We start from the raw sequence: 17,608 nt of genomic DNA, 5'->3' as shown, positions 1-17,608 counted from the left end.
AATATTACTTCACGTCATCCCTTATTCCATAAGGGGTTTTCATGATCTTGCCCTGGGTGGGGTGATTCCTTACATCAAGCACAGCTTAGATATTGGTGTCGAATACTTACAGTTGGTGGGCATCATTTTTGGTTTGGGGCTTAAGCTCTACTTTACCAATTTAGTTGCCATGTATCGTTTGTACGATATCACTAACCGTACCACTTGGCTTGATCCTGCGTTGAACGTGGCTTTGTTTCTATTTGCTTACTATATTGCTGGATTCAGTGCGTTAACGGCGTTGTTCTATGGTTTGACCATATCTTCGTTAATAACGGCGCTCTATATGTATATCAGCCGAAGAAAAGAGATATCGACCCTGCCAATTAAGCCTGTGCAGCTTAATTCAGACATGTACGGTTATGTGAAAAAAAGCTTTACTGCGACACTCGAAGCAGGAGCAAGCATTCTTATGATTTACATTGCTGTGTTGTTGACTATACGCTACTTCAGCGTCGATGAACTGGGTGATTTTCAGGTTGTAGTGCGTCCGGTCTTCACATACATGACGATGTTATTCGTATTCCCAATTTACCGCTTTGTTCTGCCTGAACTGTCTGTGAAGGTACGAAATGGTGAATTCTCTGAGATTCAGCTTATCCGTCGATGGGTGTTTAAGTTGTCATTTGTTGTCAGCGGGGCGTTTTTCTTGACGATGCTGCTGTTTGGTTCGAACCTTGTAGAAGCGCTTTTCCCTGCTGAATATATCGGAGCGGTACCAGTACTGTTCCACTTCTCGATGTTCTTCATTTTTATGATGCTGAATGCCTACCAACTGGCCTACATTAAAGCAAACGGGCACTTTAAAACGAGTCTATTTATACGCCTCGCGGGTATCGCAACGCTAGTAATTATGTTCTATGTAATATCGGCGTTTACTGACAATGTCGTGGCGATCATTACCGCATTGTGCTCTGGATACATGATGATGTTTATATTATCGAGTTTCAAAGAGAAGCAGATTCGTGAGTCTGCTCTTGTACAATCACAAACGGTGTAAATAAGGGAAGGTAGGCCACAACCCTATACCGAATGTAAAATGTGGTCTTGCTTATACGTCGACTGGAAAATGCGTCTACTTTAAATGGTATGAGTCATTAAGCTTATCGCTATCAAAGAGTTAGTTATGGTTCCATTGACACAAGGAGTATTGGGTGCGGCGTTGTCTTTTAAGAGAGCTACACTCGGTTACGAGCACCGCCAATCCGAAAGTGTTTTTATGTACAGAAGCAAAAAAAGAATAGGGAGCGATAACGCTCCCCATTGTCATTTTTAGCCTTTGCTGGTGGTATTACTTTTCTGTGATCGCTTCACAACCTTTAGGAACCGTAACTGACGATACCTGTTTACCTGCGATTAGGGCTGCTTTCACATCTAGCTTGTATTGAGTGCATTTACCTACACTGACGTTAACCGCTCCCGTGTCTACCGATGGATTACCTCCAAGCGAACCACCACCTTGAGCCAAAACAAAAGGTGATGCTAGGGTAGTCAGTAGAACAAGTGTGTTTGTTGTGATGTTTTTCATATTCGATCCTTATTGGTATTGATAAATAGATGAGTCGTTTTGCTTTCGGTTTAGAAGGTGTAAACAAAGGTGCCAGCCGTTGAAGTGACTTCAATTTCTTTCACGTTATCGACGGTGCAGTTGTTGCTATATCCCGTGTAGGTTTCACCGAACTTCAATGAAACGTTTCTAGAGAGCTCTGAGGCCGTACCAGCAGGAATACGACAATTACCTCGGTTAATCACAACGTCGGTGATGACGGTGTTGTTGGTGATGGCTTGTAGGTCAAAGACTAAGCTTCCCCAATGAGAGTTGGTGGAGATCGATACTTCTATATCCGCAACGGCTTCAGGAGACTCTTCCTGCTCAGTGCATCCTGTTGCTCCAATAAACAGGGCCATCGTGACTGCGTATCGAACCGATTGGTTTAGTCGATGTTTTATTTTTGTCATGGGGTTACTCTCTTCATTGGTGAGTGAAATTCTGGGTAGCCTGTCCCTTCGTGAGCCAGCATGAACTGCTCAACATTGAAGTCAGAGGGATAGGTAAATGAAAATGTCGACACACTGGCCTCATCGATGAGTGGTAAGGCAATTGTGTGTATTGGATGTTGGTCGGATAACCTAAAGAGCAGCAAGAGCGCGTCGCACTGAACCGAGAGTCCCAGTGGTTCAATGAGCGTTTGCTCCTGCTGCAAAGTTTGGCTAGAGATCTTTAGCATTCGGTTGTTAAGTAATGCTTTATGGATTGACCCTAAGACTTGTTGCTGCTTGTTACTCCAGCTTCTCGTATTAGGTAGGTTGAGGTGTACTTTGCTTAGCCAAAGTCGTTCTTTTGAAATGGCTGAGGCCTTATCCTGTAAGGGTTTGTCTCTCTCCGAGGACCGACCCTGTCCATAATTCAGTGCATCAGGAATAAGCGGCTGTAAGTACTTGTTGGTCAGTTGCCAATAGAGCATTTCTTGCTTATTGAACGTCAGCAACTGCTCGGATGTTTTTCGGTAAACATGGGGCATGCTCATCGAATCGCACTCCACGTTAAACACCTCCACAATGACTTCATCTAGGTAGCGTTTGATACTGCGCGTGGTGCGGTGGATATCGATTAGGGCTAACTGCTGCTGCAACTCCCTAACGGTGATCCATCGATGTTGAGGAATAAGCATCAGCGTGTGCAGCAAAGCAGATAAGCCTTCAATGCTGGTTTTATTGCTCATGACTACTCTCTCAATACATAGCGCTCCACACTGGAGTCGGACATTTAATGTCGGGAGAATAGAGGTGGGTTCGACACATAATGTCCAACGGTTAAAGCGCCATCAATCGGCTTAGCGAAAGCGTGAGTCGATTAACATTATCGATGGTTGTTTTTATCTCTCAGCTCTGAGATTGCTACCAGTAACCCAATCAGCAGTACCACCAGAAAGCCTAAGGTCGTTAGGGTTCCAATGGCACCAAAGAAAGGGGAAAGAGAAAGTAACGTGATGAGGGCAGAGAGAAGCTTGATGGTTTGTAGAAGAAGGGAAGTCATGAGTTATTGCGGGGTAAGGGTAATGTCGTCGAATGCCTCCATCTCAACGTATGCGAGAAAATTACTCTCCCACAATTTATACAGCTCGATAGCCTCACGGTTATCTTTCATTGAAAACCAGCCGTGGTAGCTGGCAAAACATTGACTAGCGCGAAAGTCAAAATCTAAATTCCGCTCAAGCTCAGGGTAGTAGTTCCCCATATAAGCAAAGTCTGTGATGTACTCAATACACCATTCTCCTGTTGAAGATTGGCAAATAGACATTTCGACAGGGTGAAAGCCACCAGCATCAGCACTGTAACTTTTATCACGAAAGTTAAAGACCACATGACGGCTGGTGGAGAGCGTTTCATTGTTAAGCAAATGAGCTGAGTAACGCTCATTAAGCAAGGTATACAGCTTCTTAGAAACTGGTAGGGGTAATGACGTAAAGGCTAATTGGGACATCGACAGTCCTCCTTGTTTAGGGATAAATCAGAAAGTTGGTAGGGGATTAGTTAAACGAGCTGACTAGCGAGAGTTGCACGCTATCAAAGACGTTTCGGGTTAGGTGGCGAGTTAATGCGTTCATCCAAGCGGTGAGCACTTCTTGCACTTCTGGGTGAGATAAATCCGTTGTTCCTGTATCGGGTTGATAGAACCAACGATTATCAAGATGAAAGTACAGCTCTGGCTCTACTGAAGTACTGTTGTCATTAGGGTAAGAAAAGCTCGCAAAGAACACGATGAGCCAAGGCTCTGAGATTGACTCTCGTTTGAGTTGTATCTCAATCGGGTGCAGTCCTTGACGATGGCGGTAGTAACTCATTTGACGGCAGTTCAATACCAGTCTCTCAGCCTGCTCAGGTAGTGTATGACCAGTAAGAAGACTCTCTAGTGACGAGAGGAGTGCATCATTGATACTGATATCACCATAGTGTTGTTCAATCATAACCAGCCTCGCTCAGCAAATGAGGTGCAGATTTCGCCTGTTACGATATGGTCCAATACGCGCACATCCACCAGCGCTAAAGCGTCTTTGAGTCTTTCGGTGATACGTCTATCCGCTTGTGAGGGTGTAGAGTCACCGGAAGGATGGTTGTGAGCCATAATCACTGCTGCTGCATTCACTTCCAACACCGCTTTTACTACTTCTCTTGGGTAGACACTGGCGGCATCGACGGTGCCATGAAAGAGCTCTTTAAACTCAATCAGTCGGTTTTGGTTATCCAGTAGCAGTAAAGCAAACACTTCACGTTCATAGCTGCCTAGCTTGCAGCGTACATATTCTTTAGTGGCGTTAGGACTAATTAAGGCATCACCTCGTACATAGCGCGTCGCGAGTATCTCAGCCGCATGCTCTAGGATTTCATTCTCCTGATAGCGCTGTTGTTTTTGGTAATCAGAATTTTGGGTATTCATTACGGGCTCCTGTCGGATTTAATGATGGTTATTCACATTGATGACATATGCCTGAAAATTTTTGGGTTTAGGGTGGAAGAGCATAAGGAAAGATGTGTTATTGAAGGGGGCGTATGGTTTGTTAGCTTTAGAGGTAGGTTAGAGAGGAAAGCTGCTTGCGTTAGAATGAGAGAGCGCTGGAGAGAGTCGCTGGTGATCATAGTTAATTGAGTTGTTACTGTACGACAGAATCGCTTGGTGGTCACAGGTTAATTGAGTTGTTACTCTAAGTGATTTTTGTCGGGTGGACGACACTTGTTACCAAGTGCCGTCTCCCTGAGAACCCAGCGTGCAACTTTCACTGCACTAGGCTCAAGCCTCTACAAAGGCATCAAATGATACCCAGCAACTTATAAAGCAGTGAGAGCAGGTTCAATCCAAGAATTACGAGCTAACCTTTTGTGTTTCCTCTTTCCCAAGTATTCTTGGTATTGAGGGTTGAAAGGTGTCGCTGCGCTTCGGATTTTCACATGTCTTTCTATCGGTACTTTAGCTATTTGGAAAAGATTGAACTGGCAATCCATATCCTTTATCTTCTGCCAACCGTGAAACTGCCATTGGCCTTTTCGGTTGATGAAGTATTTTAGGGCGATCCAAGTTTTAGATTTTGTTGGATGTCGCCTTTTAGCCCAATGCCATAACGCATGAAATAGTTTGTGACTAACATAACTGAATACCTGCTTAGCAACGCAGTGGCGATAATAGTTCGACCACCCTCTAAGCTTTGGGTTAATCAGTTTGATAAGGTCGTTCACCGTTAAGGTAACGTGCTTTTTGATGAGTCCGCGCAAGTTACTTAGGAACGTCAACGTGTTAGCCTTGCTCGGTTTAATGAGCAGTTTTCCTTTGTACTTCCTATGGTTGAACCCAAGGAAGTCAAAACCGTCGTTGATGTGAGTAATGTGCGTTTTCTCTTCGGATAACGTTAAGCCTCGAACCGCTAAGAAGTCAGCAATCAGTGGTTTGATATCGTTCTCCAACACTTCCTTTGAAGCGCAGGTGACAACGAAATCGTCGGCATATCCAATAAAGTTAGCTCTTGCGCCTTTTTTAAACGCGGTAGACTTAATGCGCTGCTCGAGACCCGATAACGTCATCAACATCAAGGTGGGGGATATAATCCCGCCTTGAGGAGTGCCTTCGTCGGTGTCGTAAAACAGCCCTTTGTCTACAAAGCCTGACTTTAGCCATTGCTCCAACATCCGTTTATCGATGGCGATGTTATCCATCAGCCACTGATGCCCGATTTTGTCAAAGCAAGCTTTGATATCTCCTTCAAGAACCCATTGTGCTGATCGTTTCTGACTCAAACATATAAAACACTGACTGACAGCGTCAGCCGTGCTGCGATTTGGTCTAAAACCATAGCTGTTAGGGTCGGCAAGCGTTTCGGACACAGGTTCTAATGCTAGAAGATGAAGAGCTTGTTGGGCTCTATCAATCATGCATGGAATACCCAGTGGCCTGAGCTTACCGTTCTTTTTGGGGATGTAGATACGCTTGAGTGGTTTCGCTTGATAAGCTTTCCGACTCAGTTGATTTACTGCTTTCATCCGACGCGTCTCTGTGTTCCAGACAACGCCGTCTATTCCTGGCGTTTTACTGCCTTTATTTTGAGAGACTCGCTTAACAGCAAGAAGTTTTGCTGAGCGAGAGTGAGTCAGTATCCACTGCAATGCTTTTGCTTTGCCGTGCTTACCGTCTCTAGTTGCCTTTGCGATACGCATTTGAAGCTTTAAGACGTTCGCCTCTGCGGCCTTCCAGTTAATGGATTGCCACTGTGCACTGTCAGAAGATGCACTAATCTCATTCGAAACCATCATTTGCTTTTCTTCCTTAATAAAGTTCTTCAAACTCTCTCGCAACGAGAGACCAGTTGGAAGTGGGCTCACTTTCGTGACCAGACACAAGTCTGTATCTGCATCGTTACAATGCAGCCTTTGCTTTTTCCAACCTCCTCTACCTGCATCACTATCGGCCACTTCGGCTTTCCCAGAGGGAGTGATACAGGCTTACCATGTTCCGTATGCAACGCAATGGTAGGTTAGGTGCCCGCTATGATGCGAAGAGCGTGTCGATCACGAAAGAGCATGGGGCAATCTCTTTCCTACTCTTAGTGCCTTTTGGCGACAGCGTAAAAACCACTTCCGCTGTTTCATAACATTACGCACCTTACGCAGATTCACTTATGTTCACCATACTACCTGCCTAGCACTCACCCGATTTATGTGGTTATCAGGAGGAGCTTTCTCTCACGATTTAGCTCCCGACAAGATAGTTTCTTGTCTTCGTTACATTGTCAGAGCCGCTACTTAATTCAGGCTCCTAGGTTCATCTGGTGATACAGATGGTCCATTCTTAACGCGATGGACAGCGCTGCATACGACCTCATGTCGCACGCCCCATTATAAGCCAGAGTAAATACTCATTCACATACTGTTCATATGCGTTTCCCCTACCAAATCTAATCCGATGAAAGAAGATAAGACCATGTTTATTTGTAGTGTAAGCAGGCTGGAAATCGCATTGCTCCGAAGCCGAAGAAGTTATACGGAAACTTTCGGCAATTTCCTTAATTCAAATTTTGTATGTTCCGTTTTCTGCGTCCTTGATAGAGCGTGATCGCAATTAGCGTTATTTCTCCTCCTCTTGCAGAGTTAAAGTCGTACCTAATTCATAAAAAACTCAGTTCACTTTTCAATGACCCTCCGGAGGAAGTACTGATATTTTCAAGGAATAAATAATGTGAATTACCCCTATGCATGCAAATGCAATTAAATTTTTATTTGTTATGTGATGTTGCTCCTGAAAAGTCATTTTGCGAACAAAAAATCCTGAACTATGATTGCTGTTTAATAACAAATCTATCACTTAAGAGGGCATGTGTTGGATAGGAGTGCTGATTAATTTTGCGCTGCTCTTTTATGTACATATTCAGTAAGACACCAAGCGCTCGTTTCACTCGAGGCATGCTATCTGGGTTGGGGTAGTTTCATAGTCTGCTTTCTGCTTTCTGATTTCGCTTTTGCGTTGGTATGAAAAAGTAGATATCCCCGTTCATGCACGGGGTACTTACTGTTACAACTCCATGCGGAGTTGACATTCATCTACGGGTAACCCCATGGTTTTCTGTGTCCACAGAAAAAATAGTAGAAAGGCTCAATGAAAAGGGTCTCATCATATAGGGATATGACTATTGTCAGTATGGAAATGCATCGAGATAGTGGCGACTTTCTTCGATAAACCATGCAACGCGAGCATGCTGAAAAAACGCTTTTATACCGACCGTCACACAGCGTTGACGGTTCAAATACCACGTGCAGCCAAATCGGTTGGTCTGAAATGCAAAGCGATAAGCCACGATAAAGTTGTTCTATCAAAACAGACCTTCCCGGTTATGGTAGAGCATCTAGAGTTTGGTCATTGCATTGTTGCGCAGTATCGAACTGGAAAGTTTTTAATTCAACGACCCGATCAAACCTCTCCAGACATTGTAGATGAGCAGAAATTTGTTAATGAATTAACTCAACATATTTATATGTTCACTAAGAGACTTTCGCTGGATGACCTTGAGCAGCAGTTCAACTTTAAGTGGTTTATATCCTCGTTTGTAAAACACAAACGACTGCTTACAGAGGTTATTGTTGCGTCTCTATTTATTCAAATATTAGCCTTGGTCTCACCAATTTTCTTTCAAGTAGTTGTTGATAAGGTTCTGACTCATCATTCGTTTTCTACGTTGAATGTACTCGCATTCGGTATGTTGCTTATCATCACATTCGATGTCGTGATAACAGGGTTGAGAAACTATCAGCTTGCTCACACAGCACATAGGATAGATGTGACGTTGGGCTCTAAACTTTACAAGCATTTAGTTAGCCTTCCTTTGTCGTACTTCCAATCCCGACAAGTGGGCGTGACGGTTGCAAGAGTTCATGAGCTGCAAAATATCAGGGAGTTTCTGACTGGAAGTACGCTTACCCTTTGTCTCGATGTCATCTTCACTTTTGTTTTTATAGCGGTAATGGCGAGTTATAGCTCGACACTTACTCTGGTCGTTTTAGCTTCGCTTATTCCGTATATTTTACTTTCAGCCTTTGTCACCCCTATTTTACGTAGACGTTTAGATGAGCAATTTAAGCAGGGGGCAAAGAATCAGGCGTTTTTGGTTGAGTCCATATCGGGCATTGAAGTGGTGAAAGCCATGTCTGTCGAACCGCAAATGGAACGGCGGTGGGACGAACAATTAGCGGCCTTTGTGACCAGTACGTTTAAGACTCAAAACCTAAGTAATGTTGCACAACAAATCTCGCAGTGGGTCAGTAAGATAACCACACTGATAATACTGTGGCTTGGTGCTCATCTTGTAATTAAGGGGGAACTTACTGTCGGCCAGCTGATCGCTTTCAATATGTTTGCCGGTCAGGTCAATGGGCCGATACTGCGACTGGTACAGTTATGGCAAGAATTCCAGCAAGCATCTTTGTCCGTTAAGCGATTAGGAGACATACTTAACACACCCTCAGAGCCCTCTCTTGGGGTCAACAAAGCGACATTACCCAATTTACATGGACACATTCAGTTTAAAGGAATCAACTTCCAGTATCAGCCAGATTTGCCTCCCTGTTTACAGGACATTAACTTGACGTTTGAAGCGAGCAAACAGTATGGACTCGTAGGTCGTTCAGGGTCGGGTAAAAGCACACTGACAAAACTGTTGCAACGACTTTATTTACCTTCGAGAGGACAGGTGCTGGTTGACGGGATTGACATCTCACAGGTGAGCCCCTCTTGGCTTCGCTCACAGATTGGTGTGGTGCAACAGGAAACCCAATTATTCAACGCAACCATACGGGAAAATATTGCTCTAGCAATGCCCTCTGCGCCTTTGGAAAAGGTGGTAAAAGTTGCGCAGTTAGCAGGTGCTGATGAGTTTATCCGAGATTTCCCACAAGGGTACGACACGATAGTAGGAGAGCATGGCTCCCGACTCTCCGGAGGGCAAAAACAACGTATCGGGATTGCGCGTGCCTTATTGACCAACCCTAGGATCGTGATATTTGATGAGGCGACCAGTGCACTGGACTATGAATCAGAGCGCATCATTCAGCGAAACATGCGAGCGATTAGTCAAGGTCGTACAGTGCTTATTGTTGCACATCGTCTCTCGACGGTCCGACGCTGTGACGAAGTCATCGTCTTAGACCAAGGCAAAGTGATTGAACGCGGTAAGCATAATGCCCTCATTAGCCATGGTGGTACTTATGCTCGTCTTTATTCAATGCAACTTGGCGAGGACGAGGTGGCAATATGAATGAAAAAGCTCCCAACATGGATTTCTTACCCGCTGTACTTGAGGTTCAACATACACCTCCCTCCAAAGCAGGTCGAGTTATCTGTTATGTGATCCTGGCACTCATTATATCTGCCATTCTCTGGGCGACCTACAGTCGAATCGATGTGGTTGCCGTAGCAAGAGGACAACTGACAGTTAGTGGATTAGCAAGGCCGATACACCCTTTAATTTCGGGAGAAATTTCTTCAATTAATGTAGAAGAAGGCCAACACGTTAGAGAAGGTGAACGGTTGCTTACTCTCGATGATGAGCAGATTCAAAGTGAGCTTAAAGAGAGCCAAATCAAACTGAGTATCATAGAGGCTCAATTAAGTCGTTATCGCACTATGCTGGAAATATACCAAACCAATACTGATATTTCCGCTTCACTCATACCTATACAACAGAACGTAAAGGACGAAAGGATAGTCGGGCAAATAAGGATTGATAGTAATAGTTATCAATCAGCACTCAGAAAATACCAAAGTATGAAGGACCAGGAGAATTCAAATATTAAAGTCAAAAACTCTGAGCTAAACGCACTGAGTTCAACGTTACCATTGTTGGAACAGCAGTTAGCCTCGTTAAAAGCACTTGAAGAAAAGAATATGCTTCCAGTTTATAACTATTTAGAGTTAAAAAAGGAGGTAGTTAGTGCGCAATATGAGGTTCAAAGCCTTCAAGAAAGAGTGAATGCTTCTAATGTAAATATCGAGGCAATTGAGAGCGAGAAGGAGATGTTCCGTTCGGAGATTATCCAACAAACCAGTGAGAAAATTATTGACCTCGAAGACCAATATTCAATTGCTACAAAGGAAGTTGAGCAATTAAGTATTGAGTTGGCCAAATACAGCATTTATTCGCCAGTATCGGGCTATGTGAAGGACTTACTGTACCGAGATAAAAGTGCCATGGCGGTTGAAGGGCAAGCATTAATGGTAATCGTTCCTGATAATGAATCCATGCTGGCAGAAGTGATGGTGCTGAACAAAGATATTGGTTTTATTGAAGAAGGCCACTCGGTTGCAATCAAGTTGGACGCCTTTGACTTTTCGAGATATGGAAAGCTTTCGGGCAATGTAAAAAATATTTCGGCTGATGCCAATCAGGATGAAAAGTTGGGTCTGGTCTATCGTGCCATGGTCAGCATTAACGAGCAATCGATCGAGGCGGATGGGAAAGCAAGGGAGTTAGAGCCAGGGATGTCATTAACAGCAGAAGTAAAATTAGGCAGGAGGACAGTGATGAGCTATTTACTTAGCACGATAAAACAGGAGGTAGATAATGCCGGAAAGCAAAAATGATTATAGCCATTTAAAAGTGATAAGAACGAACACTTATGCTCACTTACTTTATGGCCAAGATGTGGAGGAGTTACACAGAGGCAATAGCAGGGAATTAATGCTTCGCTATGTAAAGCTAATGAACTTTTCTAAATACCTAGTATTAGCATTGGCCTTTGTTATTTATGCAATTGGTGCTTTTGATTTGGGCTCCATTCTACCTGCTTCATTCATTGAATACATGATAAAAAATTTATATTCGGTACAAGATTTGTATCAAAGTATCGAGAGTGTTGGCGGTGATAAGTTAGATTTATCAAATATTATATTGATACTGTATTTCTTAATTATTCCGTGCTTTTTTTTAGGCGTGTGTTTGTTTTATTTTGAAATTAGATTTTTGACGGAATTTGATTTTATCCCTATAACTAAAAAAATTATTCATGGAAACTTTAAACTCGCCTTTGCCGTTGCGTTAATGTTTTTTGGGATGTGTTATTTGATGTTTTCAGCTTTTACTAGCGTTAGCGATGGTGAATATTCTCGAATGTCAGCTTTGCGGGCTCCTGTTCAAGGAGTAATTGGTTATACATATTATATACTCGATATCATGATCGTAACCTGGTCAATTCCGTCTACTCTAACCAATATTTACGTTCTATTCCTAAGATTTAAGGGAGAAACAAAATGAGCAATAATGAAAAAAAGTCAACGGCGGAGACTATAGTGGACTATTCTGCTATTACTGTTGGTGCGGTCTCAGCAGGCTTATCTAAAGTGGAAATTGTTGATATTGCAGAATTTGGTAAAAACGCCGCTGCAAAGGTTACTCGTTTTGATGTCGCATACACAATGTTTAAAGCGGATGACAAGATTGCCGGTGCGTATGAGGCGGCATGTAAAGTAGGAACAGGGGCTGCTTTTGGTTTTGTAGGTACAGTTATTGGTGGACCACCAAGTACAGCAATTGGTGTTGGTATTGCGGGGTGGATTGAGGATGAGACAAAAATGTGCCATAAGTTTGGTGAATTTGCGTCCAGTACCTTCCATAGTAGTGATGTAACTGAAGATAAGTACGTACCTAGACCTGATATATGGCATGGGCCTGAAGAATGGAGAGGGAAAGCTCAACAAGAAAAGGCTTGGGACCAAGACTATAACAAAAATGGAGAATATGAAGCGGAGCAAAATATAAGAAATGGATCCTATACTCCAGACAGAAACGGCTCCGATAGACGTAAGAAATATAAAGAGTTTTGGAGTAAACCCGAGAATAAAAAACGAGCAGAAGAAGATGGTGCCAATGACTTAAATGGTCCTGAGGCACTGAATCGACCTGCAGTAAAGCAAAATCCAACAGTGACTAATAACAGCAAAAGCGGCAGTGATAGAAACAGAGATAGAAACTCTGGCTCAGGAAGTAGCCGTGACCGCTATCGCGACTCTAGAAACAGTAATGATAGTGGCAGGTTTGGACCACCAATAATACTGGATTTAGATGGGGATGGAGTTGAACTCACCGCTCTTGACGAATCTTCAACTTTCTATGACATCTCAGGTGATGGCTACCGCAACAAGATTGGCTGGGCCGATAAAGACGATGGCATATTGGCGTTTGATAAAAACTCCGATGGCTTCATTCAAGATAGAGATGAAATCGCCTTTGTTGATTACAAAGAAGGCGCTGAAACCGATTTAGAAGGTTTGACGGCGTTTGACAGCAATAATGATGGTGTCTTAGATAATAAGGATAAACAATGGAATCAATTCGGTGTGTGGCAAGATCATGACCAAGATGGTATTTCAGACGAAGGCGAGTTCAAATCACTGGATGAAATGGGCATCACATCCATCGATTTGTCTTCAGATGGTGAAGAGCATGACAACAACGGCAACATCGTATATGGATTAGGGTCTTACACTCGTTCAGATGGCTCTACGCACACTTTCGCTGATACAGGCTTACAGTACTCAGATTTTTCCTATCGCGCCAATGACGACAACTCTATTGATATCAAAACCGATGGTATGGGCATCAAGGTGTTAGCGGATGACTCAGACAACACCTTTACCGTATCGGAGGGAGAGTTTGAGATGGTGTTGGGTGGCACTGGTTCAGACACTATCACGGTTGATACCAAGCAAGGCATCGTTTTGGACGGAGGTAAGGGAGATGATCATCTAATTGGTGGTGATGGCAATGATTGGCTTATCGGCGGCAAAGGTGCGGACCGCTTAGAAGGAGGCGCAGGCTCTGATATTCTATTTATAGACCGATTGGATTTAGGCCGCGGTGAGATAGATGGTGGTGAAGGGTTTGACATCGCGGTTGTCGAAGGAAATGAAGCAATAGAAATCAATGCTAGCCAGCATGATTTAGAGGCCGTGTACAGCTCTTCGGGCAACGATAAGCTTACATCCAGTGGTGATGTAGGTGTAATGCTTTATGGCGGTGATGGAGATGACATTATTTCGGGCTCCAGCGGCGCAGACTTGCTACAAGGTGATGCCGGAGCGGATATCATTAATGGCGGTGAAGGTGACGATTATCTGATCGTCGATGAATTAGATACTTGGCATGGCGGCGACGGTTACGATACAGCTATTTTTAACTCCACTCACGATCTGAATATTGATTTGAGGCAGCATAGCGTTGAGCGATTTATAGCGGGTGGTGGCAATGACACGATAATAAGTGGTGAAACGAATAATATCATTGCCAGTGGAGCTGGGGATGACACCATTGATTCGGGAGCAGGGGCAGACACCATTCTAGCTGGAAAAGGTGACGACCAAATAAAAGCTGGAGATGGCGCTGATTTTCTTTCCGGTGGGCAAGGCAACGACGACTTGCAGGGTGGTGACGGTGACGACACTTATTTCTTCGCAAGAGGCGACGGCCAAGACTCAATACTGGATCAATCTATTCAGAACGTGACTGAAACGTATACGCAAACTGTCAAGCGCAGACCGTCATTCGGTAAGTTCAGCTTATATGTCAATGAAAAGCGGACGAGAACTCGCACCGTTGCAAAGGAAGTGGATGGTGGGGATGATACATTGCAAATGGGTGCAACCATATCAATGGGCGACTTATTTGCCACCACTCAACCAGATCGGCTAACGATTAGGTTGAATGAGTCTAGTGGCAGTGACCAGCTTTCAGAGGACGCGGTTACAGTGAGAAACTGGTCTGATTCCAAGAACCGAATTGAATTCATAGAGCTTGAAACGGGAGAAGTCTTTGATATTTCAAAAGTGGGTCTCGCTGTTTCAGGAAGTGAAGGCAATGATGTGATTAGCTTGGCGTCTGGTCAGCCTTCTAGCCCAAACAAAAAAGATGCCGTTTGGTTTAATGGTGGGGGTGGTAACGATGTTATCACGGGTGGGTCACTCGCCGATTTCCTCTTCGGAGGTAATGGCCAAGATACGTTGCATGGAAACGACGGCGATGACTACATCGCAGGGAATAGTGGTGACGATCAAATTTACGCAGGCAGTGGTAACGACGATCTATTCGGCGGAATAGGAGATGATCGTATTGATGCGGGTAGCGGCAACGATTATTTACATGGAGAGGCTGGCGATGATCTTCTCATAGGTAGCTCAGGTAATGATGTTCTTGTGGGAGGCGTCGGTTCTGATAGATTGGAAGGTGGGCAGGGCAACGACACCTACATTTTCAATCGAGGGGACGGCAGGGATCAAATCCTTGATAAGTATATCGGCCAGGTGACCACAGCATACACTTATACGAAGAGAGTTCACAAACCTAGCGGTAAAAGTGGACGTTGGGTTAACGAGAGGCGCACGGGCTACAGAAAATCAATGAGTGAACTGGATGGAGGGTCAGATACTTTGCAGTTTGGTGCAGGGATTTCTGTTAGTGACATTCTTGTTCAGCACTCCGGTACTAATTTATTTGTTGGCCTTAAAGATGACGGAATTACTTCAGCAAGTGAAGCGCTCGATAGGGTAGAAGTACTAGAATGGGCAGATAAGAAAAATCGTGTTGAGACGTTTCGATTTTCTGATGGCCTCTCTATCGATATGTCTGACGTACGTTATGCGTGGACGGGTGGAGATTCAGACGATAAGTTCGAAGGGACCCACGAGGGTGATTGGCTGTCTGGCAACGCAGGTAATGACCACCTGTTTGGTCAGTTTGGCAACGATGTACTGATCGGAGGTAGTGGAGATGATCTCCTGGAGGGTGGCGCGGGCAATGATACATACATTGTTAATCGAGGTGATGGAAAAGACACGATATATGACGATCATAGAGTCACCGAAACTCAAAGATATACGTATTACGAGAGAGTGTTAAAGCAAGGGTTTAAGTCTAGTTATTACGTGAACGAAAAGAGAACGGGGACCAAAACAGTCACCAAGCAAAATGACGCCGGAGAAGATATTCTTTTGTTTGGAAAAGATATCTCCTTTGAGGATATCGTTTTGCAATCAAGCGGAAGTCACTTACTTGTCGGGCTTGGACATAGTGATCAAAATGAAAATATCAGCGAATTGGAAGATGTGGTTACGATTAAAGATTGGAGCAATAAAAACAATCGTATCGAACTGTTCCAGTTTGAAGATGGTACAGACGTAGATATGTCACTGATTCAGTCTGCTTCAACCGGTACCTCTGAAGGTGAGACGCTAAATGGTGATAATAATGGTAATTGGCTAGATGGTTCAGGAGGCAATGACATTATCAACGCTGGAAGTGGTAATGATATTATTTGGGGTGGCTTTGGATCTGATAAATTAATTGGCGGATCGGGCAATGATCAACTCTATGGTCAAGATGGCAATGATGTATTAACGGATGCCTCAGGAAATAACCTGTTTATGGCCGGCACAGGTGATGATACTTTAACAGGTGGGAATGGTGTAGACATACTCCTTGGAGAGGCTGGTTCCGATACCATAAATGGGGGCCAGAGTGATGACCACCTGCTAGGTGGGGCTGGCAATGACATCCTTATCGGAGGAGAGGGTAACGATACTTACTACTTTAGTTATGGTGATGGGCAAGACGTTGTTAGAAACTCAGATAGTGCAGGAAAAGATACGCTTACTTTCGATGGGATAAGTTCTGAAAATGTGTGGTTCGAGCGCAGAGAAAACCATCTGGTTGCAAACTTGTTAGGTACGTCGGATGAAATTAAGTTTGAAAGTTGGTTTACCAACGCTTCAGCTCGTATAGATACGTTTACAGACACCTCTGGCGCGACGCTTGCGTATAGCCAAGTGAATAAGCTAATTGAAGTAATGTCTGGATATCAGGCCAATGATGGCGCTAGCTTTGAGGGGGTGCTACCTAATAGTCTCCCTTACGAAGTCCAGATTGCAGTCGATTCGGCTTGGAGGCCAGCGTAATGGAGAGATCAATTCGTAACTCGCAGGTATTCGGAGAAGTGGCTTGGTTGTTTACTCAAAGTGAACTACATCGAGATTGGCCAATATCTAGTCTTCTGAGGTGGGTGGTTCCGGCGATATCGCTTCAGCAATATCGTATATATCATCAAGATGGTGCACCCAAAGGCTATATTAGTTGGGCAAAACTTTCACCTGATGTAGAAAGAGAGTATGCACTCTGTCCCGAAAGTCTTCAGCCAAAGGATTGGAATAGTGGTGATAGGTATTGGCTCGTTGACTTTATTTCACCTTTTGGTCACACCAAAGAGATAATAAAAGACATTAAGCATAATATTTTCCCGGATACGCAAGGAAGGGCAATTCGTCTATACAAAGGTAAGCCCGAAACTCGCATAGCTTATATTCATGGTGTAAATATAAGTAAGAATATTGCAGACGTGGTTAAGCAACCATCAGTTGATATTAGTTAGCTTTTGCGGTGTACATTGACTCATTATGGGCTATGCCAAGATATGGCCTATAATGAGACAAAATAATGCTATGAAGCGTGAAATTCCAGAAAGTTGGAGCGTAAAGCCTATTAGTGAGTTAATAACTGTGAAGGATGGTACGCATGACTCCCCAAAGAAAGCAGTTTCTGGGTTTCCACTTGTTACATCAAAACACCTACTAAAAGCAGGTATTGACTTTGATAGTGCTTATTTGATTTCAAAAGAGGATTACGAGGCGGTCAATAAAAGAAGTAAGGTAGAAACCGGCGATATCCTATTTTCAATGATAGGTAGTATTGGTGATGTATATAGAGTGGATGAAAAAGATATTAATTTTGCAATTAAAAATGTAGCGTTATACAAGTCTTCATCGAACCCTGAACTTGTTAACTTTATCTATATGTCTCTTAAGTCGTATGATATGAAACGTTACATGGCGAATGTTACAAAGGGAAGTATACAAAAATTTATTGGCCTAGGCTCTTTGAGAGAAATGCCTCTTCTTGTCAGTGATGAAATCATAAACATATATGTGAGCACAACAACATAGACTGAACCTTAAGCATTAAGTTTTGCATAAATCCCGTCTAACGTAATGTTT

15 protein-coding genes are annotated in these 17,608 nt (G+C 43.6%); 7 read left to right on the top strand and 8 right to left on the bottom strand.

The genetic code is table 11. The annotated features are described in order from the left end of the window. Position 1 precedes the first annotated feature (1 nt). Positions 2–1,039 (top strand): lipopolysaccharide biosynthesis protein, encoded by a 1,038-nt coding sequence (locus ED652_RS21885; RefSeq protein WP_254051730.1) that lies wholly within the window; start codon positions 2–4, stop codon positions 1,037–1,039. A gap of 291 nt (positions 1,040–1,330) precedes the next feature. Here the strand turns inward: ED652_RS21885 and ED652_RS21880 are convergent, their stop codons facing one another. The 8 genes from ED652_RS21880 to ltrA form a co-directional block, all read right to left on the bottom strand. Further along, positions 1,331–1,567 carry a hypothetical protein gene (locus tag ED652_RS21880; protein WP_076655947.1) on the bottom strand — a complete coding sequence of 79 codons (237 nt, stop codon included), beginning with the start codon at positions 1,565–1,567 and terminating at the stop codon, positions 1,331–1,333. A gap of 50 nt (positions 1,568–1,617) precedes the next feature. Next, on the bottom strand, positions 1,618–1,947 hold the full coding sequence (locus ED652_RS21875; RefSeq protein ID WP_226088531.1) for a hypothetical protein: 330 nt from the start codon (positions 1,945–1,947) through the stop codon (positions 1,618–1,620). A gap of 47 nt (positions 1,948–1,994) precedes the next feature. Beyond that, a complete protein-coding gene (locus tag ED652_RS21870) occupies positions 1,995–2,762 on the bottom strand; it encodes a transcriptional regulator (RefSeq protein WP_122056158.1) in 768 nt (255 codons plus the stop codon). Positions 2,763–2,899: 137 nt separating this feature from the next. After that, the gene (locus tag ED652_RS21865) at positions 2,900–3,076 is read right to left on the bottom strand and encodes a hypothetical protein (RefSeq protein WP_122056157.1); all 177 of its coding nucleotides are present in this window, start codon (positions 3,074–3,076) and stop codon (positions 2,900–2,902) included. A 3-nt stretch (positions 3,077–3,079) separates the two neighbouring features. Continuing rightward, a complete protein-coding gene (locus ED652_RS21860; protein ID WP_122056156.1) occupies positions 3,080–3,523 on the bottom strand; it encodes a DUF2787 domain-containing protein in 444 nt (147 codons plus the stop codon). 46 nt (positions 3,524–3,569) lie between these two features. Continuing rightward, complete coding sequence (locus ED652_RS21855) at positions 3,570–4,007, bottom strand: DUF2787 domain-containing protein (RefSeq protein WP_174214644.1); 438 nt, start codon at positions 4,005–4,007, stop codon at positions 3,570–3,572. Further along, positions 4,004–4,477 (bottom strand): DNA repair protein RadC, encoded by a 474-nt coding sequence (gene radC, locus ED652_RS21850; RefSeq protein ID WP_122056154.1) that lies wholly within the window; start codon positions 4,475–4,477, stop codon positions 4,004–4,006. The genes ED652_RS21855 and radC overlap by 4 nt, the downstream gene beginning before the upstream one ends. Positions 4,478–4,866: 389 nt before the next feature. After that, a complete protein-coding gene (ltrA, locus tag ED652_RS21835; RefSeq protein WP_122056152.1) occupies positions 4,867–6,339 on the bottom strand; it encodes a group II intron reverse transcriptase/maturase in 1,473 nt (490 codons plus the stop codon). Between the two features lie 1,373 nt (positions 6,340–7,712). Here ltrA and ED652_RS21830 point away from each other — a divergent pair. The 6 genes from ED652_RS21830 (at position 7,713) to ED652_RS21805 (ending at position 17,557) form a co-directional block, all read left to right on the top strand. Continuing rightward, positions 7,713–9,830: a type I secretion system permease/ATPase gene (locus tag ED652_RS21830; protein ID WP_162929975.1), complete on the top strand. Its 2,118-nt coding sequence runs from the start codon at positions 7,713–7,715 to the stop codon at positions 9,828–9,830. Then, complete coding sequence (locus tag ED652_RS21825) at positions 9,827–11,155, top strand: HlyD family type I secretion periplasmic adaptor subunit (RefSeq protein WP_122056150.1); 1,329 nt, start codon at positions 9,827–9,829, stop codon at positions 11,153–11,155. Before ED652_RS21830 ends, ED652_RS21825 begins: the two co-directional genes overlap by 4 nt. Then, positions 11,136–11,825 (top strand): hypothetical protein, encoded by a 690-nt coding sequence (locus ED652_RS21820; RefSeq protein ID WP_122056149.1) that lies wholly within the window; start codon positions 11,136–11,138, stop codon positions 11,823–11,825. Before ED652_RS21825 ends, ED652_RS21820 begins: the two co-directional genes overlap by 20 nt. A gap of 317 nt (positions 11,826–12,142) precedes the next feature. Further along, entirely contained in the window at positions 12,143–16,516 is a 4,374-nt protein-coding gene (locus ED652_RS21815; protein WP_162929974.1) for a calcium-binding protein, read from the top strand. Further along, entirely contained in the window at positions 16,516–16,986 is a 471-nt protein-coding gene (locus ED652_RS21810) for a toxin-activating lysine-acyltransferase (RefSeq protein ID WP_122056147.1), read from the top strand. The genes ED652_RS21815 and ED652_RS21810 overlap by 1 nt, the downstream gene beginning before the upstream one ends. Positions 16,987–17,038: 52 nt before the next feature. Further along, on the top strand, positions 17,039–17,557 hold the full coding sequence (locus ED652_RS21805; RefSeq protein ID WP_122056159.1) for a restriction endonuclease subunit S: 519 nt from the start codon (positions 17,039–17,041) through the stop codon (positions 17,555–17,557). The last annotated feature ends 51 nt before the right edge of the window (positions 17,558–17,608 follow it).

Source organism: Vibrio sp. Evd11 (genome assembly GCF_900382755.1).
GTDB classification, from domain to species: Bacteria; Pseudomonadota; Gammaproteobacteria; order Enterobacterales; family Vibrionaceae; genus Vibrio; species Vibrio lentus.
Note: the sequence above shows the minus strand (reverse complement) of the source record. Positions and strands in the feature narration are given on the sequence as shown.